Genomic DNA, 20127 nt, shown 5'->3' on the forward strand with positions numbered 1-20127 from the left:
CCTCGTCGCGCCGAGCTGCGCGACGCCCCGGCGTCAGCAGTGACGCCGGGGCGGTGGGAAAGCGGCTGTAGCTGATCAGTCCTGGTCGTCGTCCTGGTCGCGGTCCGCCGTGATCTTGCCCGTGTGGAGGTCGATCCTCCAGTCCTGCTCGGCGCCGCCGGACTTGTGGGTCTCGGCCTCCCAGGACTTGTTCTTGCCGTCCTCGTCCAGGTCCACGGACGTCACCGTGCCCTTGCCGCCGGCGGCCTTCGCGGCCTCCTCGGCCGTCACGGACGCACCCTTCAGCGCCGCCCGCACCTGCGCCGTGTCGTCCTCGTCGTCGGTGTGCGAGCCGAGCACCTTGCCGTTCGACGGGTCGACGCTCACGCTGTGCCAGGCGTTGTCGCCGGACAGGACGTCGACCTTCCAGATCACCTTGCCGCTGTCGTCCTCGTCGTCCAGCTCGGCGGACACGGCCGTACCGGACGTGTGCTTCAGCGCGGACGCGATGGCCTCGGGCGCCGACACGTCGGCGGAAGCCGCCCGCCCGGCGTCGTCGTCCGACAGCCGGGTGTTGGCCGCCTGCCGCGCCGAGCCCCCGTCCTCCGTGGTCGCGAGGGCCGTGGCCGTACCGCCTCCGATCAGAGCGGCGGCGGTCACAGCGGCGATCACGATGTTGCGCTTCATGCGGATTCCTCCCGAGTCGTTTCGTTTTCGACGTGTTCCAATCTGGCTGATCGAGGCTGAGAGGAACCTGAAGCCCCCTGAAGGGATCTTCAGCTCGGCTTTGCCACTCTTTACCCATGCGCCTGTTGATCGTGGAGGACGAGAAGCGGCTGGCCCTGTCGCTCGCCAGGGGCCTGACGGCCGAGGGGTACGCCGTGGACGTCGTCCACGACGGACGGGAGGGGCTGCACCAGGCCTCGGAGGGCACGTACGACCTGGTGATCCTCGACATCATGCTGCCCGGGCTCAACGGCTACCGGGTCTGCGCCGCCCTGCGTGCCGCCGGGCACGAGGTGCCGATCCTGATGCTCACCGCCAAGGACGGCGAGTACGACGAGGCGGAGGGGCTCGACACCGGTGCGGACGACTATCTGACCAAGCCCTTCTCGTACGTCGTGCTCGTCGCCCGGGTCAAGGCGCTGCTGCGGCGGCGCGGGGTGGGGGCCGGGGCCTCGCCCGTGCATGTGCACGGGGACCTGAAGGTGGACACCGCGGCCCGGCGGGTGTTCCTGGGGGAGGACGAGATCGCCCTGACCGCCAAGGAGTTCTCCGTGCTGGAGCACCTCGTGCTGCGGGCCGGGGAGGTCGTGTCCAAGTCCGAGATCCTCGAACACGTGTGGGACTTCGCGTACGAGGGTGACCCCAACATCGTCGAGGTGTACGTCAGCACCCTGCGTCGGAAGCTGCGGGCCGGGCTGATCCGGACCGTGCGCGGTGCCGGGTACCGGCTGGAGACGTCGCCGTGAGGCGGCTGTTCGGGTCCGTCCGGGCGCGGGCCACGCTCGGTGCGACGCTCGTCGTCGCGGTGGCGCTCGTCGCCGCGGGGGCCGCCGTCCTGCTGTCGCTGAAGTCCAACCTGATGGGCGAGGCCGGCACCCGGGCGGAGCGCTCGGCGCGGGCGGTCGCCGCCGAGCTGGCCGCCGGGACGCCGTACGACAAGCTGTCCGGGCTGGACGGCGACGACGGGCCGGTCCAGGTACTCGCCGAGAAGGAGCGGGTGGTCGCGGTCAGCGAGGATCTGGACAAGATCAGCGGTACCGACTCCGACCGGGTGAAGCCGGCGCCGTCGGTGGCGCCGCGCGGGGACGATGACGACGACTCGGACGACCACGAGGAGTCCCTCGAACCCGGGGAGATCGCCGGGGAGAGCACCTTCCGGAACGGGTCCGCGACGATCGACGGCGACACGGAGGACTACCGGTTCGCCGCCGTCGAGGTCGAGACCCGCGACCGGGGGCGGCTGAAGGTCTACGCCGGTGCCGCGCTGGCCGCCGAGCACGGGGCCGTGCAGAGCGCGACGACGGTGATGCTGATCGGGTTCCCGCTGCTGCTCGGCGTCGTCGCGGGGGTGACCTGGCTGGTCACCCGGCGGGCGCTGCGGCCGGTGGAGGGCATCCGGAGTGAGATGGCCGCGATCACCGCCTCCCAGGACCTCGCACGGCGGGTGCCGGAGCCGCAGACGCACGACGAGGTCGCCCGGCTCGCCCGGACGACGAACGAGACGCTCGCGGCCCTGGAGACCTCCGTGGAGCGGCAGCGGCGCTTCGTCGCCGACGCCTCCCACGAGCTGCGCAGCCCGATCGCCTCGCTGCGGACCCAGTTGGAGGTGGCCGCCGCGCATCCCGAACTGCTGGACCTCGACGGGGCCGTGGAGGACACCGTACGGCTCCAGCGGCTCGCCGCCGACCTGCTGCTGCTCGCCCGGCTGGACGCGGGGGAGCGGCCGGGCGACGCGAAGGTCGACCTCGCCGGGCTGGCCCGGGAGGCGGCCGAGGGGCGGACGGGCGTGACGGTGGACGCGGAGCCGGTGAACGTGGCCGGATCGCGCGGGCAGGTGGGGCGGGTGCTCGCCAATCTGCTCGACAACGCCCAGCGGCATGCCCGGTCGGCCGTCACCGTGCGTGTGCGGAGGGAGGGCGAGCTGGCCGTGGTCGGGGTGGCGGACGACGGGGACGGGGTGCCCGAGGCCGACCGGGAGCGGATCTTCGAGCGGTTCGTACGGCTGGACGCCGCCCGCAGCCGTGACGACGGCGGTGCCGGGCTGGGGCTGGCCATCGCCCGGGACGTCGCCGTCCGGCACGGCGGCACGCTCACGGCAGGTCGGGGACCCGGAGGCGGAGCCCTGTTCGAACTCCGCCTGCCGCTCGCCTAGAGGCCGCGGGGCCCCGGTGGGCCGTCCGGGTTACGGGCGTCCGCGCTGGGTGCGCAGGTGCTCCGCGATGGGCTTGAGGGCCTTGTCGAGTTCCGTCAGGGCCTCGGGGGACAGCAGGTCGATGAAGTGCCTCCGCACGGACGCCACATGGTGGGGCGCGACCTTCTGCATCGTCGCCATGCCGTGGTCGGTGAGGACCGCGTAGAGCCCCCGGCGGTCGGACTCGCAGTTCTCCCGCCGGACCAGGTTCGCGTTCTCCATGCGCGTGATCTGGTGGGAGAGGCGGCTCTTGGACTGAAGGGTCGCGGAGGCGAGGTCGCTCATCCGCATCCGCTGGTCCTCCGACTCGGAGAGATTCACCAGGATCTCGTAGTCGTTCATTGTCAGGCCGAACGGCTGCAGGTCCTTTTCGAGCTGGTACGTCAACAGCCTGTTGACCTCCAGGTGGGTGCGCCAGGCGCACTGCTCCGCATCGGTCAGCCAGCGGGTGGCCGTCTCGGTCTCCATGAATGAAGTCTACCTAAAATGTTGAAAGGCGAACTAGTGAGGGTTTTCGTGTGACGGAGCGCACCCGCCGAACATCGGTGCGCAGACGTTCGATGTCACACTCCGCAGACTACCGCTCACAGCCCGAAGCGACGCTGGAGGTCCCCCAGCTGTCCGGGAAGACGCGGTACGCCGGACTGTCCTGGCTGGGGTCCGTGAGCCCCGCCGCCGGGCACGCCGGCCTGGTGCGGCACGATCCCCGTGGCCTGCTCGGCCATGAGTGTCTCGGACGACTGGAGCAGCACCGTGCCGGCGCCGACGAACTCGAACTGGTGCTCCTCGCCGGAGGCGCCGCCGAGGCCCGTCAGCGCACGTAGACCGCCCATGACGCCGGTCATGTACCCGTGGTCGTAGTGGTGGCACGGGGAGGGGCAGTCGGCCCAGCCGACCAGGGCCTGGGGGTCGACCCGGATGGGGGGTTCCATGAACACCACGGGGCCGTTCGACGCGGCCACGAACTTTCCGGTTCCGATGAGCGTCAGAAAACCCGGCACGATTGATTGCTTCAGCGACAGAGTTGGCTGAAAAGCGAGCAGGTTGCCCGAGCGAATGGTCAGGTTGCCGTCCTCGAGGTCGTACGAATTGACGTCGAAGGCCCGGTCGGCGAGGAGCATCTTGCCCGAGCCCTCCGCCACGACCCAGTCGCTCGCGTGCAGTGGCGAATGGAAGGACGTACGGACGAGACGGTCCAGCCGGCCGTGTCCGACGCCGTTGAAGTCGATCGAGCCGTAGTAGGCGATCATCTTCCCCTTCTGGAGGAACCACTGGCTCCCCTTGAGCTCCACGCAGAAGGTGTAGGCGTTGACGTTGTCGTCGGGCGGCAGGGTCGCCGGGTCGAAGACCGCGGGGCCGGCGCCCGGGGTTCCGTACGTGCTCACAGCTTCTCCTCCGACGCCTGGACGTACACCGCACCGCTGCCGCTGAGCTCCAGCTGGAACGCCTCGCCCGAGCCGCGGCCCACCATGTCCCGCCAGCCCAGGGCCGTGGACAGCTTGTTGCGGACGTCGCCGTGGTGGGCGACGTAGGCCTGTGGGTCCACATGGACCGGTCGCTGCGGGCTGATCGGGATCTCGATGACGCCGCCGTGGGCCATGACCGCGACGGCCCCGTGCCCCTTCAGCGTCGTCGTGAACAGCCCCTGGCCGCTGACCTGGCCGCGCACCATGCCCATGACGCCGCCCTGCGAGCCCAGGAACATCGTGCCCTGCTGAAGCGTGCCCTCGAAGGCGAGGAGGCGGTCCGCCTCGACGTACAGCGTGTCGCCGGACAGCTGGATCACCTGGACGTGATGCCCGCCGTGCCCGAAGAGGACGGTGCCGCTGCCCTCGACGGTCATCAGCGGCGTGTCCTCGTCGGCGACCCGGCGGCCGATCATCGACATGATCCCGCCCTGGCCGCCGGCCATGTTGGGCGTGAAGGACACCTCGCCCCGGTAGGCGAGCATCGCGCCGCGCTGGCTGAACAGCCGCTGGCCCGGCGCGATCGTCGCCTCGACCATCTTCGCGTTGATCTCCCGGAAGGCCATCTCACACGTCTCCCGCGATCGTGTTCCGCTCGCTCGGCTGCACGTACACCAGCCCGTCCCCCTCGAACCGCATCTGGAAGGCCTCGCCGCCGCCCTCCCCGAGCAGCGTGCGGAACGTCACACCGGACTGGAAGGACTGCCGCAGATTCCCCTGGTGCGCCACATAGGCCCCCGGGTCGACGGTCAGCGGATACTGCGGACTCACCCGCAGCACCACCGCCGGGCCGTCGGACATGATCGCCGCCTGGCCGTGGCCCTCGACGCTCGTCGTGAACAGACCGTTGCCCTGCGAGGCGCCGCGCAGGCCCGTGAACTCCGTCCCCGTGCGCAGCCCGCCGTCGGTCGCGAGCAGGTTGCTCGACTCCACGTAGAGCTTGTCGCCCTGGAGACCCACCAGGTTGATCTCCGAGGCTCGGTCGGCGAACCAGCAGGTCCCCCGCCCCTTCACCTCCATCAAGGTCATCTGCTCGCCGGTCAGCCGCCGGGTCACCATGCCCCGTATGCCCTCGCCGCCGCCGCTGAGCTTCTTGAAGGCCATCTCGCCGTCGTACGCGACCATCGAGCCGTTCTTCGCCTTCACGGCGTCTCCGGTCATGTCGACGGCGAGCACCTTGCTGCTCTGAAGTCGGAACATCGCCACGTACGGGAAGGTAGCCGCAGGCCGTGCACCGCGAACAGGGCCCGTGGGTGGAGAACGACCCTGAGCACACCCCTAGGGGGTGTCCGCAAAGTCCCGCCTGCCCGGCGACGCCCGGCACGCCCTCTCGCCGCACCGGGCGAACACCCGCGTACAACCAGTACGCGGGCGTCCGCCCGGCACTCCCCCAGCCTTCGGCCGGGGGGACCCCCAGAGCACGCACCGGACGCCGCCGGGCCCGCCCTCCGGGCGGACGACGGGACTTTGCGCACACCCCCTAGGGCCCGCGCCCCTCGGCGGTTTGTCACAATGGACCGGACGCTTGTGCGTGCGTTCACAAACCGTCAGACCGCAGCAAGCCCGTTCCGACAGTCCAGACCGCCGCGTCTTACTCACCGAAGGTGACCCGTGGACCTCAAGACCGCCACCGCCCTCCGCCGCCTCCGCCTGGTCTCGGCCCCCGAGGCGATCTCGTTCCTGCTCCTGCTGATCTGCTCGGTGCTGAAGCGGACCACGGACTTCAACGCCGTGCCGGTGATGGGCATGGTGCACGGTGTCCTGTTCATCCTGTACGTGATCTTCTGGGCCGACGCCTGGAACCGGACGAAGTGGTCGCTGAAGACCGCCGCGCTGTACTTCGTCCTCTCGGTGCTGCCGACGGGAGGGTTCTTCGCGGAGCGCAAGCTGCGGCGTGAGGCCGAGGACGCCGTCATCGCGTCCCGGGCGCGCAACGAGGGGGTCGTGAACGCGTGATCGTCGCCTTTTCCGTGACGCCGCTGGGGGTCGGGGAGGACGTGGGGGAGTACGTCGCCGATGCGGTGCGCGTGGTGCGGGAATCCGGGCTGCCGAACCGTACGGACGCGATGTTCACCTCCGTCGAAGGGGAGTGGGACGAAGTGATGGACGTCGTCCGGCGGGCGGTCGCCGCCGTGGAGCGGCGAGCACCTCGGGTGTCCCTCGTCCTCAAGGCGGATATCCGGCCCTCAGTGACGGACGGACTGACCTCCAAGGTGGAGACCGTGGAGCGGCACCTCGCCGAGTAGGCCACAAGGACCACAGCCCCGGCTCGTGACGAGCCGGGGCTTTGCTGTGCACCGGGCAGGTCCCTCTGATGACCCGTGCGGCTCGCGGAGTCCGACGCGCCGACCCACGATGAGGGCTCAGGGCCGACCGCCGTCCCCCTGCCGGACACGGCGGCCGCCGTCTGCCCAGTGAAGGAAGGGCCTGCCGGTGAACACTTCGACGTATACGTCCCAGTCGGCGTTCGACGGCTCCAGGCTGCGCGTCATCCTGCTCGTCGATCTCCACGAAGGCGCCCAGCAACGGTTCCTCGACGCGTACGAGCACATGCGCAACCGGGTCGCGTCGGTTCCCGGTCACCTCGGTGACCAGCTGTGCCAGTCCGTGGAGAACCCGTCCCAGTGGCTCATCACCAGCGAATGGGCGACTGCGCCGCCGTATCTCGCCTGGGTGAACAGTGAGGAGCACCTCGAGACCGTCAGGCCCATGCAGGACTGCGTCCGGGACATCCGGTCGCTGCGTTACAACGTCGTCCGCGAGACCGGGCGTGCCCTGCCGCCCACCGCCCAGGCCGCTGACGGAGTCCACGCGCCGGTGCGGGTGGGCGACGGAGTGACGCGCCATGCGCTGACGTTCACCGTCAAGCCCGGCTCCGAGTCGAAGGTCGCGGACATCCTCGCCGGATACGCGCCGCCCCAGGCCCGCGCCGACGACTCCACACGACTGCGCCGGACGACGCTGTTCATGCACGGCAACCGCGTCGTACGCACCGTCGAGGTGGAGGGCGATCTGCAGACGGCGCTGCGCCACGTCTCGCGTCAGCCGGAGGTGCGGGCCGTCGAGGAAGCCCTCAATCCGCACCTGGAACAGAGCAGGGACCTGGCCGACCCCGCGTCGGCACGGGCCTTCTTCATCCGCGCGGCCATGCCGGCCGTCCACCATGTGGCGCGTGGCGGACCGGAGCCGGCCGGTCTGCGGCGTCACGCCCTGTACTACCCGGCCCGTGAGGGCTGCGGGATGACGCTGGCACGGCTGCTCGCCCGGCAGGACGAGACCGCCGCGGCCGACAACGCCGGCCCCGTGCACCGCAGCACCGTCTTCCACCGGGACGACCTGGTCGTCCGGCTCATCGACACGCTGGATCCCGAGACGGACCCGGTCGGAGCGCTCGGCCTGCACGGCAGGAGGAAGGCCGCCGTGCTGGGCCGCCTGCTCGACGGTGCCGCACTCGGCATCGAAGGGCCGCTCTCCGATCGGGACGCCACCCGCCTCCTGGCGCACGCCGATATGACGCTGATCACCGATCGCAAGGCTGCCCAGTCCTGACGGTCCATGGACGACACACGCCCATGGACGACACCCCCCACAGACCGACCTGGAGACGGACCATGCACAAGACGCGCCCGCGCATCGTGGACCTCAGCGAGACCGAGCCGAACCGCAAGCGTGGCGGCGACCTGCGCACCCTGCTCACGCCCCTCACGGTGGGTTCCACGAGCGGGTTCATGGGCCTGGCCATCATGCAGCCGGGTGAACGCATCAGCGAGCACTACCACCCGTACTCGGAGGAGTTCGTCTACGTCGTCCAGGGCGAGCTGGAAGTCGACCTGGACGACGTGACCCACCCGATCCGCGCCGACCAGGGCCTCATGGTCCCCATCGGTATGCGGCACCGCTTCCGCAACGTCGGTGACGCCGAAGCCCGGATGGTCTTCCATCTGGGTCCGCTGGCCCCGAAGCCGAGCATGGGCCACGTCGACACGGAGCCCGTGGAGGGGAACGCGAGCGGCGACACGTACCCGGCCGTGCAGGGGGACGGAGCGCAGCCGGAGCGACGCGGGGTGCCTTCATGACCCGGCGGGTGGCGGTCACCGGCATCGGCGTCGTCGCCCCGGGCGGTATCGGGGTGCCGGCCTTCTGGGACCTCCTGTCCAGCGGCCGTACCGCGACGCGCGGCATCACCCTGTTCGACCCCGAGGGGCTGCGGTCGCGCATCGCGGCCGAGTGCGACTTCGACCCGCTCGCGCACGGGCTCGATCCCGGCCTGGTCGAACGCGCCGACCGGTACATACAGTTCGCGGTCGTCGCCGCGGCGGAGGCGGTGGCCGACTGCGGCATCGACTTCGGCGCCGAGGACCCGTGGCGCGTGGCCGTCTCGCTGGGCAGCGCCGTGGGCGGCACGACCCGCCTGGAGCACGACTACGTCCTGGTCAGCGAGCGGGGGCAACGCTGGGACGTCGACCACCGCGCCGCCGGCCCGCAGCTGCACCGGGCGTTCTCACCCAGCACCCTGGCCTCCGACGTCGCCGAGCACTTCGGCGCCCAGGGGCCGGTGCAGACCGTGTCGACCGGCTGCACCTCCGGACTCGACGCGGTGGGCTACGGCTTCCACACGATCGAGGAGGGCCGCGCCGACATCTGCATCGCCGGAGCGTCCGACTCCCCGATCTCCCCGATCACCATGGCCTGCTTCGACGCCATCCGGGCGACCTCGCCGAACAACGACGACCCGGAGCACGCCTCCCGGCCCTTCGACGCCCACCGCGACGGATTCGTCATGGGAGAGGGCTCCGCCGTGCTCGTCCTGGAGGAGCTCGAACACGCCCGTGCCCGCGGCGCGCACGTCTACTGCGAGATCCGCGGCTACGCCACCTTCGGCAACGCGTACCACATGACCGGACTGACCAGCGAGGGCCTGGAGATGGCCAGGGCCATCGACACCGCGCTCGGACAGGCCCGGCTGGACCCCTCACTCATCGACTACGTCAACGCGCACGGGTCGGGCACCCGCCAGAACGACCGCCACGAGACCGCCGCGGTCAAACGGTCCCTGGGCGCCCACGCCTACGACACGCCCATGAGTTCGATCAAGTCCATGGTGGGCCACTCGCTCGGTGCGATCGGCGCGATCGAGGTCGTCGCCTGTGTGCTGGCCCTGGCCCACCAGGTGGTCCCGCCGACGGCGAACTACGAGACCCCGGACCCCGAGTGCGACCTGGACTACGTACCGCGCACCGCTCGCCCGCGCAAGCTCGCCCATGTGCTGTCCGTGGGCAGCGGCTTCGGCGGGTTCCAGTCCGCAGTGCTCCTGACGGGGCAGGCCGGGAGGAAACGATGAGTGCTCAGCCGAACCACCGCACCGCCATCACGGGGCTCGGTGTGATCGCGCCCAACGGACTGCAGACGGAGACCTACTGGAAGTCCGTCGAGGAGGGCCTGTCCGTACTCGACCGGATCACCCGGGAGGGATGCGGGCACCTTCCGCTCCGGGTCGCCGGTGAGGTCCGGGGGTTCGACCCCGCGGCATTCATCGAGGAGACCTTCCTCGTCCAGACCGACCGCTTCAGCCACTTCGCGATGGCCGCCGCCAGTGCCGCCCTGAAGGACGCGGGACTGAGCGACGCGGCCACCGACTCGCCGTACTCCGTCGGTGTGGTCACCGCCGCCGGGTCCGGTGGCGGGGAGTTCGGCCAGCGGGAGCTGCAGAAGCTGTGGGGACAGGGGTCCCGTTTCGTCGGTCCCTACCAGTCCATCGCCTGGTTCTACGCGGCCAGCACGGGCCAGATATCGATCCGCAGCGGCTTCAAGGGCCCCTGCGGCGTGGTCGCCAGCGACGAGGCAGGTGGCCTGGACGCCATCGCGCACGCGGCCCGAACCGTGCGGCGGGGGACCGACGTGGTCGTGGCCGGGGCGGCCGAAGCGCCGCTCGCTCCGTACTCGATGGCCTGCCAGCTCGGCTACCCGGAACTCAGCACGGTCGAGGACCCGGCGCGGGCCTATCTCCCCTTCACCTCGGCTGCCTGCGGCTTCGTCCCGGCCGAGGGCGGTGCCGTGCTGATCGTCGAGGACCTGGACCGGGCACGCCGGCGCGGCGCGGACGTCCGCGCCACCGTGGCGGGCCATACGGCCACGTTCACCGGCGCCTCGCGCTGGGACCGCTCCCGGGAGGGACTCGCCCAAGCCATCCGCGGTGCCCTCGACGAGGCCGGCTGCGCACCGGAGGAGATCGACGTGGTCTTCGCCGACGCGATGGGTGTCCCCGAAGCGGACCGGGCCGAGGCCCTCGCCCTCGCCGACGCCCTCGGCCCGCACGGCACCCGCGTGCCCGTGACGGCTCCCAAGACCGGCATCGGGCGGTCCTACTGCGGGGCGCCCCTGCTGGACGTCGCGGCCGCGGTGATGGCCATGGAAGAAGGGCGGATCCCGCCCACGCCCAACGTCTTCGACATCTGCCACGACATCGACCTGGTGACGTCGACGGCGCGCCCGGCCGAGCTGAGCACGGCCCTGATCCTCAGCCGTGGACTCATGGGCTCCAACGCGGCGCTGGTACTGCGCCGCGACCCGGGACCGGCCGCCCGGTGAAGCCCACCGCACCCCAACGACAAGGAGAACACGCATGAGCAGTGAAGTGACCCTGCCCGAGCTGGCCGCACTGATGAAGAAGGCCGCCGGTGTCACCGTCGACCCGCACGACCTCGAAGCCCGGATCGACACCCCCTTCGCCGAGTTCGGGCTGGATTCGCTGGGCCTCCTCGGCATCGTGGGCGAGCTGGAGAACCGGCACGCCCGGGCGCTTCCCACCGACGCGGAGAAGTGCAAGACCCCCCGCGACTTCCTCGACCTCGTCAACAGCACGCTCACGGCAGGAGCCTGACATGGCAGGGCACACCGAGAACGAGATCACCATCGCCGCCCCCCTCGATCTGGTCTGGGACATGACCAACGACGTCGAGAGATGGCCGCGGCTGTTCAGCGAGTACGCGGCCGCCGAGGTGCTGTCCCGGCAGGGCGACACGGTGACCTTCCGTCTGACCATGCACCCCGACGAGAACGGCAAGGTGTGGAGCTGGGTGTCGGAACGGACCACCGACCGCGACAAGCTCACCGTCACGGCACGCCGGGTCGAACCGGGCCCGTTCGAGTACATGAACATCCGGTGGGAGTACGAAGAGACCCCCGACGGCGTCCGGATGCGCTGGACCCAGGACTTCGCCATGCGGCCGGACGCTCCGGTCGACGACGCCGGGATGACGGACATCATCAACCGCAACTCGCCCGTCCAGATGGCCCTCATCCGCGACCGCATCGAGCAGGCCGCCGGCGAGCGGCGGACCTCCCCCGTCACGCCCGCCTGAACGGCGCAGCCGCGTAAGGAGACCTCATGCACCACGCCCTGATCGTCGCCCGGATGGCCCCGCACGCCGCTGAGGACATCGCCGAGGTCTTCGCGGCCTCCGACCGCGGCGACCTGCCCCGTCTCGTCGGGGTGACCCAGCGTTCCCTCTTCCAGTTCGGCGATGTGTACATGCACTTCATCGAGGCCGAGCAGGACCCGGGCCCGGCCATCGCGCGGGTGGCCGGGCACCCCGAGTTCCGCGACATCAGCAGCAAGCTCGAGGCGTACGTCAGCCCGTACGACCCGCAGACCTGGCGCGGTCCGAAGGACGCGATGGCGACGTGCTTCTACCACTGGGAGAGAGACACGGCCCCGGCCGCCCGGTGACGCCGAGGAGAGAGGAGAAGGCCGCCGCCCGTGAGGGCGGCGGCCTTCTCGTCCGCGGCCTCAGCGAGCCAGTGAGGGCAGCAGACGCAGGGCGTTCTCCCGGTTGATGTCCCTGAGCTGCTCCGGCGAGAGGAACGGGTCGCCGTCCAGAGCGGGTACCGCGATGTCGGCGACGACCTGCGCGGAGGTGGGCGGCCAGTCCGTGCCGAAGAGGACCCGGCCGGGATCCACCGTGGCCAGCAGCGTGGGCGTGGCGGAGGAGGACATGGGGCCCGCTGTGTCGAAGTAGAACCGGTGCAGGTAGTCACGGACCCGGCCCGGCTCGATCCCCGGGGTGAGGTGCCCGCCGAAGAGTTCGAGCCGCGTGGCCATGTACGGCAGGAAGCCTCCTCCGTGGGGAAGGACGAAGCTGAGGTTCGGATAGCGGTCGAGGGTGCCGTTGCGGATCAGGTTGATGGCCGCGCGTGTGGTGTCCATGAGGAAGTCGCACACGAAGGGCGGCATCCCCGGCAGTCCGGCACCGCCGTCCTTTCCGGCCGGCACCTCCATGGGGTGCGTGCTGACGACGGCGGACCGGTCGTTGAGTTCCTGCAGCAGGCGGTCGTGGGAGGCGTCACCGAGGTAGACACCGTCCATGCTCGTTCTCGTGCTCACGCCGACGGCCCCGAGTTCGTCGAGTCCGTAGCGCAGGCTCCATTGCGAGAGTTCCAGGTCGTCCAGGAACACGGGGGTGAAGAAGGCGAAGCGCGCGGGATGTTCCTCGACGACATCGGCCGCCGCCCGCAGGGCGATCCGTGCGCTCTCCTGGCGCTGCGCGCGTTCGCGGAACCGTCCCAGCATCGCGACAGTCATGACGGCGGTGCTGATGCCCGTCTTGTCCATGACCCCCAGAGCCGCGTCCAGGTCCCAGCGGGTCCACCAGGGCAGCTTCTCGCGGTTCACGACACCGCGTTCCGCCGCCCAGTCCAGCCAGGCCGGCGCGGTGAAGTGGTGGTGGACGTCCACTCGGCCCGCGACGGGGCCGTCTTCGTATGGCATGGGCATGTCCTCGCGTGGTCGTTTCGGTGGGTGGTGCCTCAGCCGCGGCAGAGCACGGTCCGCAGCACGTCCGTCAGCACACGATCGGCGGACGGCGGGTGGGTGGGCGCGCGCCAGGCGACGAAACCGTCCGGGCGTACGAGAACGGCACCGTCGGCGGCGGTGCCGTGCAGTGCCGCCCAGTCGGCGTCCGGCTCGGGAACAAGGTCGTGGTCAGGTCCGTCTCCCACGAGATACACCTCGACCGGAACGCCCAGCTCCGCGCCGGCCCGCTCCGCCGCGCGGCGCCACTCGTGGCCTTCGGCCCCGGCGAGCAGGACGAAGGAACGCTCGTACAGATCGAGAGTGGAGATCCGGGCGCCTGCTCTGCGGACCCACAGGTGGGGTGCGCGGCTCCCCGGCTCGCCGTCGATCCGGAAGGCCTCCGGGATGACCGGGCGGTCAGGGGAGACGCCCACCACGGCGTCCGAGGCGTACCGGTAGCAGAGCGCGACCGTCATGAGGTCCGCCGTGTCGTTGTTGCGTCCCGCCGCCGTGCCGAACGCGGGGTGCTGCTCCTCGGCCACCTGCCGGGCGGCCCGCTCGCTCGTCGTGACGGCGACCGGCCGTCGTTCGCACGCGTAGGTGCCGAGCAGCGGCGGGCCGGCCCAGCCGCGCAGGACCGCGGCGAGTTTCCAGGCGAGGTTGTGGGCGTCCTGGATTCCGGTGTTGGAGCCGAACGCCCCGTTGGGCGGCATTTCATGAGCCGAGTCACCGGCCAGAAAGACCCGGCCCTGCCCGTAGCTGTCCGCGACTCGCTGGGAAGCGTGCCAGGGGGCCTTCCCCGTGATCTCGACATCAATGTCCGGAACACCGACCGCCGCGCGAATATGTGCCGCGCAGCGCTCGTTCCCGAAATCCTCCAGGGTTTCGCCCCGATCGGGCGACCAAGGGATATGAATGACCCACCGTTCCTCGTTGTCCACGGGCAGCAGGGCGCCTTCCCCCTGTGGATCGGTGGTGTAACAGACGATGAAGCGCTTCGGCCCGACGTATTCCTTGAGGGCTTTGCTCCGGAACGTGACACTGACGTTGTGGAACAGGGCACCGGGCCCGGACTGGCCGATTCCCAGGCGTGTGCGAACAGGGCTTCTCGGGCCGTCGGCGGCCACCAGGAAATCAGCTTTCACGGTATGGGTCTCACCGGTGTCCCGGCGCATGACCTGCGCCAGGATCCCCTCTTCGTCCTGCGTGAAGGAGAGCAGCTCCGTACCGAAGCGGATGTCTCCGCCCTGGCGGGCGCGGCCGAGCAGGACCGGTTCCAGATCGTTCTGGCTGCACAGGCACCAGTTCGAGGAGCTGACCCGGGAGACGTCCATGCCCGCGGCGATGTCCTGGACGATCCAGCGGCGCCGGTCCCCGACGAGGGTGTCCACCTGGAGAACGCCGTCGTTCCCGGCGAGGGCGAAGGCGGCCTCCCGCACGCTCTGCTCGAGTCCGGCGGTGCGAAAGATCTCCATCGTGCGCACGTTGTTCCCGCGGCCCCGTGGGTGCGTCGATGTCCCGGCATGCCGCTCCACGAGCATGTGCTCGATTCCGAGACGCCCCAGGAACACAGAGGTGGAAAGACCCACCAGGGACCCGCCTACGATGAGAACTGGTACAGATTCCACTCCGCGTCCGCTCACTGGGTTTCCTCGTCATCCGGCGAATGCCCGTCCGGGAACGGTGGACTGGCCCGTCCCTGATGTTTACCAAGCAGGACCTACCCGCGCGATCCAGGGCGCCCTGGGGTACGCCGGCCGGGTAACCGGAGTCGTTTTGCCCACCCTCTGCGGCGCGCGGACTCATATGGCCCAGCAGCGTTTGCGGCACAGTGCCGACCGGGAAATCGTGTGATTCGACCGACGGAACTCTCGACCCGGGGACCAGCCATGACGCAAGCGTTCGCATCCGAGGAAATGTCGTCAGAAGAGGCCGCTGCCGCCGCCTCGGCATGCAGCCGGGAGTTTCGCGCCAACCCGCATCCCGTGTACTCCGCCCTCAGGGCGGCCGCGCCCGTGTGCCCGCTGAAGCCCCCGCACGGGGTCGACACGTATCTCATCACCCGGTACGACGACGCCCGTGCCGCCTTGGCGGACCCCCGGCTGAGCAAGGACATGTACGGCGCCATCGACGCCTACCACCGGATCTTCGGCGACTCGTCGATCGCCCTGGACGACAACATGCTCTTCTCGGACCCTCCGAAGCACACGAGGCTCCGCAGGATCGTCGGCGCCACCTTCACCCCCAAGAGGGTGGAGTCGCTGCGCCCGAAGGTCCAGAAGATCGCCGACGAACTGCTGGAGCGCTGCCCGGCGTCGGAGCCCGTGAACCTCCTCCAGGAGTTCTGCTTCCCGCTGCCGTTGCACGTGATCTGCGAGCTCCTCGGCGTCCCGGAGAACGAGCGCAGGCAAGCCCAGGAATGGTCCGCCACCGTCGCTCAGACCGGCTTCGGGCCGGAAGCGAGAAAGGCGCTGGAGATCGCCGAGGGAAACCTGCGCGACTACCTGGTGGACCTGATCGCGCGGAAGCGCAGGGAGCCGGACGGAGCCCTGCTCAGCGCACTCGTCACGGCGCAGGACGAGGACGGCGCCCTCACCGACCACGAACTCGTCTCCACCGCCTGGGTGCTGCTCTTCGCGGGCCACAAGTCGACCGCGTACCAGATCGGCAACGCCGTCTACCACCTGCTCTGCCGGCCGGAGCAGAAGCGCCTGGCGTTCCGGGACCCTCAGGCGACGGCCGCGGCCGTCGAAGAGATCTTCCGGTTCGAGACCTCCGTGGAGAACTCCACGTTCCGCTACGCGACGGAAGACATCGAGATCCGCGGCACACGCATCCCGAAGGGTGCCCTCGTGCAGATCTCGCTCACGGCGGCCAACCGGGACCCGGAGATGTTCCCCGACCCGGACCGCATGGACGTCGGGCGCCCGAACGTCCAGGCGACGCACCTCGCGTTCGGACTCGGCCCGCACTACTGCATCGGCGCGCCGCTGGCGCGTCTGGAGATGCAGATCGCCCTCACCACGCTCTTCGGGCGCCACCCCGAGATGGCCCTGGCCGGGGAGCCGGAGGACGTGCGCTGGCTGACGGTGCCGTTCCCCGCCTTCCGCGGACTCGCGGAACTCCCCGTCGTTCTCGACCCGTCATGACGGGGCGGGCCCCGGCACCGGCGCGGGTACGAGTGGTTCGCCTGCTGCACGTCCGGGAGGGAAGGGAAACGGATTTCGTGGACGCCTACCAAGGCGTACGCGACGGCGCCATGCGGTGTCCCGGACATCTGCGCGAACAGCTCTGCCGCTCCCTCGACGATCCCGGTCGATGGCTGCTCACCAGTGAGTGGGAAAGCATCGAAGCCATCGAACGGTGGCGCACCGACCCCGATCACACCACGCTGGTCGGGCCGATGAACGCCTGTCTGCACGACGAGCGGTGGACCGGGGTCTTCGAGATCATGCCCGAGAGCACCGGTGACCGAAGGCCGAGACAGGGCTGACCATCATGTGACCGGCCGGTAAGGTCGGGTTCGTGCCGAAGCCGCTCAGTCTCTCCTTCGATCCGATCGCGCGCGCCGACGAACGCTGGAAGCAGCGCTGGGGAAACGTGCCGTCCATGGCAGCGATCACCTCGATCATGCGCGCCCAGCAGATCCTCCTCGCCGAGGTCGACGCCGTGGTCAAGCCGTACGGGCTGACGTTCGCGCGCTACGAGGCGCTGGTGCTGCTCACCTTCTCCAAGTCCGGCGAGCTGCCGATGTCCAAGATCGGCGAGCGCCTCATGGTGCATCCCACGTCCGTGACGAACACCGTGGACCGGCTCGTGAAGTCGGGCCTCGTCGACAAGCGGCCCAACCCCAACGACGGGCGCGGCACCCTCGCCAGCATCACCGGCAAGGGCCGCGAGGTGGTCGAGGCGGCCACCCGCGACCTGATGGCGATGGACTTCGGGCTCGGGGCGTACGACGCGGAGGAGTGCGCCGAGATCTTCGCGATGCTGCGGCCGCTGCGGATCGCCGCGGGGGACTTCGAGGAGGGGTGACCCGGGCCAAGATCTCCCGGAACGGGTGGTTACGCTCGACGGCATGAAAAAGAGCGTGCTGACCCGCTACCGCGTGATGGCCTACGTCACCGGTGTGCTGCTGGTCCTGCTGACCCTCGGCGTCATCGCCAAGTACCTGCTCGAGATGGACGGTGCCGCCGACTTCACGCGCGTCGTCGGCACCGCGCACGGCTGGCTGTACGTCGTGTACCTGATCTTCGCCTTCGACCTGGGCTCCAAGGCGAAGTGGCCGGTGGGCAAGCAGCTGTGGGTGCTGCTCGCCGGGACCATTCCGACGGCCGCGTTCTTCGTGGAGCGCAGGATCAGCCACGAGCTCGAGGCCAGGGTCGCGGAGGACTCGCCCGCGACCGCCAAGGCGTAACCGCACCGCCGTACGGGCGAACGTACGGCGGTCCGCCATCGACATTTACTTGGACGTCCTAGTAAATTCGATGGTATGGACGCTGACGCCATAGAGGAAGGCCGCCGCCGCTGGCAGGCCCGCTACGACTCCGCGCGCAAGCGCGAGGCAGACTTCACCACGCTCTCCGGCGATCCCGTGGAGCCGGTGTACGGACCCCGGCCCGGTGACAGGTACGACGGGTTCGAGCGGATCGGCTGGCCCGGGGAGTACCCCTTCACCCGCGGCCTCTACGCGACCGGCTACCGGGGGCGCACGTGGACCATCCGGCAGTTCGCCGGGTTCGGCAACGCCGAGCAGACCAACGAGCGCTACAAGATGATCCTCCGCAACGGCGGGGGCGGGCTCTCGGTCGCCTTCGACATGCCCACGCTCATGGGCCGCGACTCCGACGACCCGCGCTCGCTGGGCGAGGTCGGGCACTGCGGGGTCGCGATCGACTCGGCGGCCGACATGGAGGTCCTGTTCAAGGACATTCCGCTGGGTGACGTCACGACGTCCATGACCATCAGCGGCCCGGCCGTGCCCGTCTTCTGCATGTACCTGGTCGCCGCCGAGCGGCAGGGCGTCGACCCGTCCGTCCTGAACGGCACGCTCCAGACGGACATCTTCAAGGAGTACATCGCCCAGAAGGAGTGGCTCTTCCAGCCGGAACCGCATCTGCGGCTGATCGGCGACCTGATGGAGCACTGCGCGGCCGGCATCCCCGCGTACAAGCCGCTGTCCGTCTCCGGCTACCACATCCGGGAGGCCGGGGCGACGGCCGCGCAGGAGCTGGCGTACACGCTGGCGGACGGCTTCGGGTACGTGGAGCTGGGGCTCTCGCGCGGGCTGGACGTCGACGTTTTCGCCCCCGGCCTGTCCTTCTTCTTCGACGCGCACGTCGACTTCTTCGAGGAGATCGCGAAGTTCCGGGCGGCCCGGCGGATCTGGGCCCGCTGGATGCGGGACGTGTACGGCGCGACGTCCGAGAAGGCCCAGTGGCTGCGCTTCCACACGCAGACCGCAGGCGTCTCCCTCACCGCGCAGCAGCCGTACAACAACGTCGTACGGACGGCCGTGGAGGCGCTGGCGGCCGTGCTCGGCGGGACCAACTCGCTGCACACCAACGCCCTCGACGAGACCCTCGCGCTGCCCAGCGAGCAGGCGGCGGAGATCGCGCTGCGGACGCAGCAGGTGCTGATGGAGGAGACCGGCGTCGCCCATGTGGCCGACCCGCTGGGCGGTTCCTGGTACGTCGAGCAGCTCACGGACCGGATCGAGGCCGACGCCGAGAAGATCTTCGAGCAGATAAGGGAGCGGGGACTGCGGGCGCACCCGGACGGGCAGCACCCGATCGGGCCGATCACCTCCGGGATCCTGCGGGGCATCGAGGACGGCTGGTTCACCGGGGAGATCGCGGAATCGGCGTTCCGGTACCAGCAGGCGCTGGAGAAGGGCGACAAGAAGGTCGTCGGGGTGAACGTCCACACCGGCTCGGTGACCGGCGATCTGGAGATCCTGCGGGTCAGCCACGAGGTGGAGCGGGAGCAGGTCCGGGTGCTCGGCGAACGGAAGGCCGGGCGGGACGACGCGCGGGTCCGTGCGGCGCTCGACGACATGATCGCCGCGGCGCGGACGGACGCGAACATGATCGAGCCGATGCTGGAGGCGGTACGGGCCGAGGCGACACTCGGCGAGATCTGCGGGGTGCTGCGGGACGAGTGGGGGGTGTACACGGAGCCTGCGGGCTTCTGAGGCGGGGCCGGCAGGTGACCCGGGGAACGCGGCTCAGCCGGCGGCCGGGTGCGCGGTTTCTCCCGCCAGGCCCCTGAGCAGCACCAGGGTGAAACCGCGGACCCACTCCTCGTCCACCGGCTCCCCGCTCACCAGCGTGCGGTGGACCACCGCTCCCGCCACCATGTCGAAGATCAGGTCCTCGGTGCGGGACGCCGCGGCGGGGTCCGTTTCGGGCGGGAGCTCGCCTCTCTCCTGGGCTCGGGACCTGCCCTCCACCACCAGGCGTTTCTGGCGGTCGACCACCGACGCGCGGATGCGGCTGCGCAGGGCGTCGTCGCGGGTGGCCTCCGTGACCACCGCCATCAGACCGCTCTTCGCCTCCGGGCGGGCCAGGATGGCGGCGAACTGGAGGACGACGCCCTCGATGTCCGCGGCCAGTGAGCCGCTGTCCGGGAGCTCAAGTTCGTCGAAGAGTTCCGCGACCGCGTCGACGACCAGTTCGTTCTTGCCCGCCCAGCGGCGGTACAGCGTCGTCTTCGCAACCCCGGCGCGGGTCGCGACGTCTCCCAAGGTGAGCTTGGACCAGCCCAGTTCGACCAGCGCCGCCCGCGTCGCGGCCAGGATGGCGGCGTCCGCCGTGGCGCTGCGCGGGCGCCCGGTGCGGCTGGCGGGGCTGCGGATCGGCATGGGATGACCATAAACCGGCGTTTCCCGCGCGGGCCGTGAGGGAGATCACCGGGGGGTGGTGTTCCGCCGGTGGGGTGTGGCATTACGCTACGACTCGTAGCGAAAGCCCGTG

General features: G+C 70.2%; 24 protein-coding genes. 16 read left to right on the forward strand and 8 right to left on the reverse strand.

Annotated elements, in window-relative coordinates; all coding sequences use genetic code 11:
• Window positions 1–75: 75 nt before the first annotated feature.
• Window positions 76–666 (reverse strand): PepSY domain-containing protein, encoded by a 591-nt coding sequence (locus tag CCL05_RS33940; protein ID WP_086564492.1) that lies wholly within the window; start codon window positions 664–666, stop codon window positions 76–78.
• Window positions 667–782: 116 nt separating this feature from the next.
• Here CCL05_RS33940 and CCL05_RS33945 point away from each other — a divergent pair, with 116 nt between their 5' ends.
• Together CCL05_RS33945 and CCL05_RS33950 are read left to right on the forward strand one after the other, a co-directional pair.
• Complete coding sequence (locus CCL05_RS33945) at window positions 783–1451, forward strand: response regulator transcription factor (RefSeq protein WP_086564493.1); 669 nt, start codon at window positions 783–785, stop codon at window positions 1449–1451.
• On the forward strand, window positions 1448–2857 hold the full coding sequence (locus CCL05_RS33950) for a sensor histidine kinase (protein ID WP_086564494.1): 1410 nt from the start codon (window positions 1448–1450) through the stop codon (window positions 2855–2857). Before CCL05_RS33945 ends, CCL05_RS33950 begins: the two co-directional genes overlap by 4 nt.
• A 30-nt stretch (window positions 2858–2887) precedes the next feature.
• Here the strand turns inward: CCL05_RS33950 and CCL05_RS33955 are convergent, their stop codons facing one another.
• The 4 genes from CCL05_RS33955 to CCL05_RS33970 form a co-directional block, all read right to left on the reverse strand.
• The gene (locus CCL05_RS33955; RefSeq protein ID WP_086564495.1) at window positions 2888–3364 is read right to left on the reverse strand and encodes a MarR family winged helix-turn-helix transcriptional regulator; all 477 of its coding nucleotides are present in this window, start codon (window positions 3362–3364) and stop codon (window positions 2888–2890) included.
• Between the two features lie 116 nt (window positions 3365–3480).
• The gene (locus CCL05_RS33960) at window positions 3481–4281 is read right to left on the reverse strand and encodes an AIM24 family protein (protein ID WP_086564496.1); all 801 of its coding nucleotides are present in this window, start codon (window positions 4279–4281) and stop codon (window positions 3481–3483) included.
• Window positions 4278–4928, reverse strand: a complete 651-nt coding sequence (locus CCL05_RS33965) for an AIM24 family protein (RefSeq protein WP_086564497.1) — start codon at window positions 4926–4928, stop codon at window positions 4278–4280. Before CCL05_RS33965 ends, CCL05_RS33960 begins: the two co-directional genes overlap by 4 nt.
• 1 nt (window position 4929) lies before the next feature.
• Entirely contained in the window at window positions 4930–5562 is a 633-nt protein-coding gene (locus CCL05_RS33970; RefSeq protein ID WP_039935451.1) for an AIM24 family protein, read from the reverse strand.
• 411 nt (window positions 5563–5973) lie between these two features.
• Between CCL05_RS33970 and CCL05_RS33975 the strand changes: the two genes are divergently transcribed.
• The 9 genes from CCL05_RS33975 to CCL05_RS34015 all read left to right on the forward strand — a co-directional run bounded on the left by CCL05_RS33975 (window position 5974) and on the right by CCL05_RS34015 (window position 12091).
• Entirely contained in the window at window positions 5974–6318 is a 345-nt protein-coding gene (locus tag CCL05_RS33975) for a DUF3817 domain-containing protein (protein ID WP_086564498.1), read from the forward strand.
• On the forward strand, window positions 6315–6608 hold the full coding sequence (locus CCL05_RS33980) for an MTH1187 family thiamine-binding protein (RefSeq protein WP_086564499.1): 294 nt from the start codon (window positions 6315–6317) through the stop codon (window positions 6606–6608). Before CCL05_RS33975 ends, CCL05_RS33980 begins: the two co-directional genes overlap by 4 nt.
• Before the next feature lie 187 nt (window positions 6609–6795).
• On the forward strand, window positions 6796–7911 hold the full coding sequence (locus CCL05_RS33985) for a SchA/CurD-like domain-containing protein (RefSeq protein ID WP_086564500.1): 1116 nt from the start codon (window positions 6796–6798) through the stop codon (window positions 7909–7911).
• Between the two features lie 62 nt (window positions 7912–7973).
• A complete protein-coding gene (locus tag CCL05_RS33990; RefSeq protein ID WP_086564501.1) occupies window positions 7974–8438 on the forward strand; it encodes a cupin domain-containing protein in 465 nt (154 codons plus the stop codon).
• Window positions 8435–9703 carry a beta-ketoacyl-[acyl-carrier-protein] synthase family protein gene (locus CCL05_RS33995; protein WP_086564502.1) on the forward strand — a complete coding sequence of 423 codons (1269 nt, stop codon included), beginning with the start codon at window positions 8435–8437 and terminating at the stop codon, window positions 9701–9703. The genes CCL05_RS33990 and CCL05_RS33995 overlap by 4 nt, the downstream gene beginning before the upstream one ends.
• Window positions 9700–10950 (forward strand): ketosynthase chain-length factor, encoded by a 1251-nt coding sequence (locus tag CCL05_RS34000; RefSeq protein ID WP_086564503.1) that lies wholly within the window; start codon window positions 9700–9702, stop codon window positions 10948–10950. Before CCL05_RS33995 ends, CCL05_RS34000 begins: the two co-directional genes overlap by 4 nt.
• A 34-nt stretch (window positions 10951–10984) precedes the next feature.
• A complete protein-coding gene (locus tag CCL05_RS34005; protein WP_086564504.1) occupies window positions 10985–11242 on the forward strand; it encodes an acyl carrier protein in 258 nt (85 codons plus the stop codon).
• 1 nt (window position 11243) lies between these two features.
• The gene (locus CCL05_RS34010; RefSeq protein ID WP_086564505.1) at window positions 11244–11723 is read left to right on the forward strand and encodes an SRPBCC family protein; all 480 of its coding nucleotides are present in this window, start codon (window positions 11244–11246) and stop codon (window positions 11721–11723) included.
• Window positions 11724–11749: 26 nt separating this feature from the next.
• Entirely contained in the window at window positions 11750–12091 is a 342-nt protein-coding gene (locus CCL05_RS34015) for a TcmI family type II polyketide cyclase (protein WP_086564506.1), read from the forward strand.
• 60 nt (window positions 12092–12151) lie between these two features.
• On the opposite strand, the gene CCL05_RS34020 is transcribed toward CCL05_RS34015, so the two are convergent.
• Together CCL05_RS34020 and CCL05_RS34025 are read right to left on the reverse strand one after the other, a co-directional pair.
• Window positions 12152–13129 (reverse strand): amidohydrolase family protein, encoded by a 978-nt coding sequence (locus CCL05_RS34020; protein WP_086564507.1) that lies wholly within the window; start codon window positions 13127–13129, stop codon window positions 12152–12154.
• 38 nt (window positions 13130–13167) lie between these two features.
• Window positions 13168–14796, reverse strand: coding sequence for an FAD-dependent oxidoreductase (locus CCL05_RS34025; protein WP_086564508.1), 1629 nt, complete (start codon window positions 14794–14796; stop codon window positions 13168–13170).
• 246 nt (window positions 14797–15042) lie between these two features.
• Here CCL05_RS34025 and CCL05_RS34030 point away from each other — a divergent pair, with 246 nt between their 5' ends.
• The 5 genes from CCL05_RS34030 to icmA all read left to right on the forward strand — a co-directional run bounded on the left by CCL05_RS34030 (window position 15043) and on the right by icmA (window position 19346).
• Window positions 15043–16302, forward strand: a complete 1260-nt coding sequence (locus CCL05_RS34030) for a cytochrome P450 family protein (protein WP_086564509.1) — start codon at window positions 15043–15045, stop codon at window positions 16300–16302.
• Complete coding sequence (locus CCL05_RS34035) at window positions 16299–16646, forward strand: antibiotic biosynthesis monooxygenase family protein (RefSeq protein WP_086564510.1); 348 nt, start codon at window positions 16299–16301, stop codon at window positions 16644–16646. Before CCL05_RS34030 ends, CCL05_RS34035 begins: the two co-directional genes overlap by 4 nt.
• A gap of 32 nt (window positions 16647–16678) precedes the next feature.
• Complete coding sequence (locus CCL05_RS34040) at window positions 16679–17188, forward strand: MarR family winged helix-turn-helix transcriptional regulator (RefSeq protein WP_086564511.1); 510 nt, start codon at window positions 16679–16681, stop codon at window positions 17186–17188.
• A 43-nt stretch (window positions 17189–17231) separates the two neighbouring features.
• Window positions 17232–17570 carry a DUF3817 domain-containing protein gene (locus CCL05_RS34045; RefSeq protein ID WP_086564520.1) on the forward strand — a complete coding sequence of 113 codons (339 nt, stop codon included), beginning with the start codon at window positions 17232–17234 and terminating at the stop codon, window positions 17568–17570.
• Window positions 17571–17645: 75 nt separating this feature from the next.
• On the forward strand, window positions 17646–19346 hold the full coding sequence (gene icmA / locus CCL05_RS34050) for a coenzyme B12-dependent isobutyryl-CoA mutase large subunit (RefSeq protein WP_086564512.1): 1701 nt from the start codon (window positions 17646–17648) through the stop codon (window positions 19344–19346).
• 33 nt (window positions 19347–19379) lie between these two features.
• Here the strand turns inward: icmA and CCL05_RS34055 are convergent, their stop codons facing one another.
• Window positions 19380–20015 (reverse strand): TetR/AcrR family transcriptional regulator, encoded by a 636-nt coding sequence (locus tag CCL05_RS34055; protein WP_086564513.1) that lies wholly within the window; start codon window positions 20013–20015, stop codon window positions 19380–19382.
• Between the last annotated feature and the right edge of the window lie 112 nt (window positions 20016–20127).

It is taken from the genome of Streptomyces africanus (genome assembly GCF_002150735.1).
Classification (GTDB): Bacteria; Actinomycetota; Actinomycetes; order Streptomycetales; family Streptomycetaceae; genus Streptomyces; species Streptomyces africanus.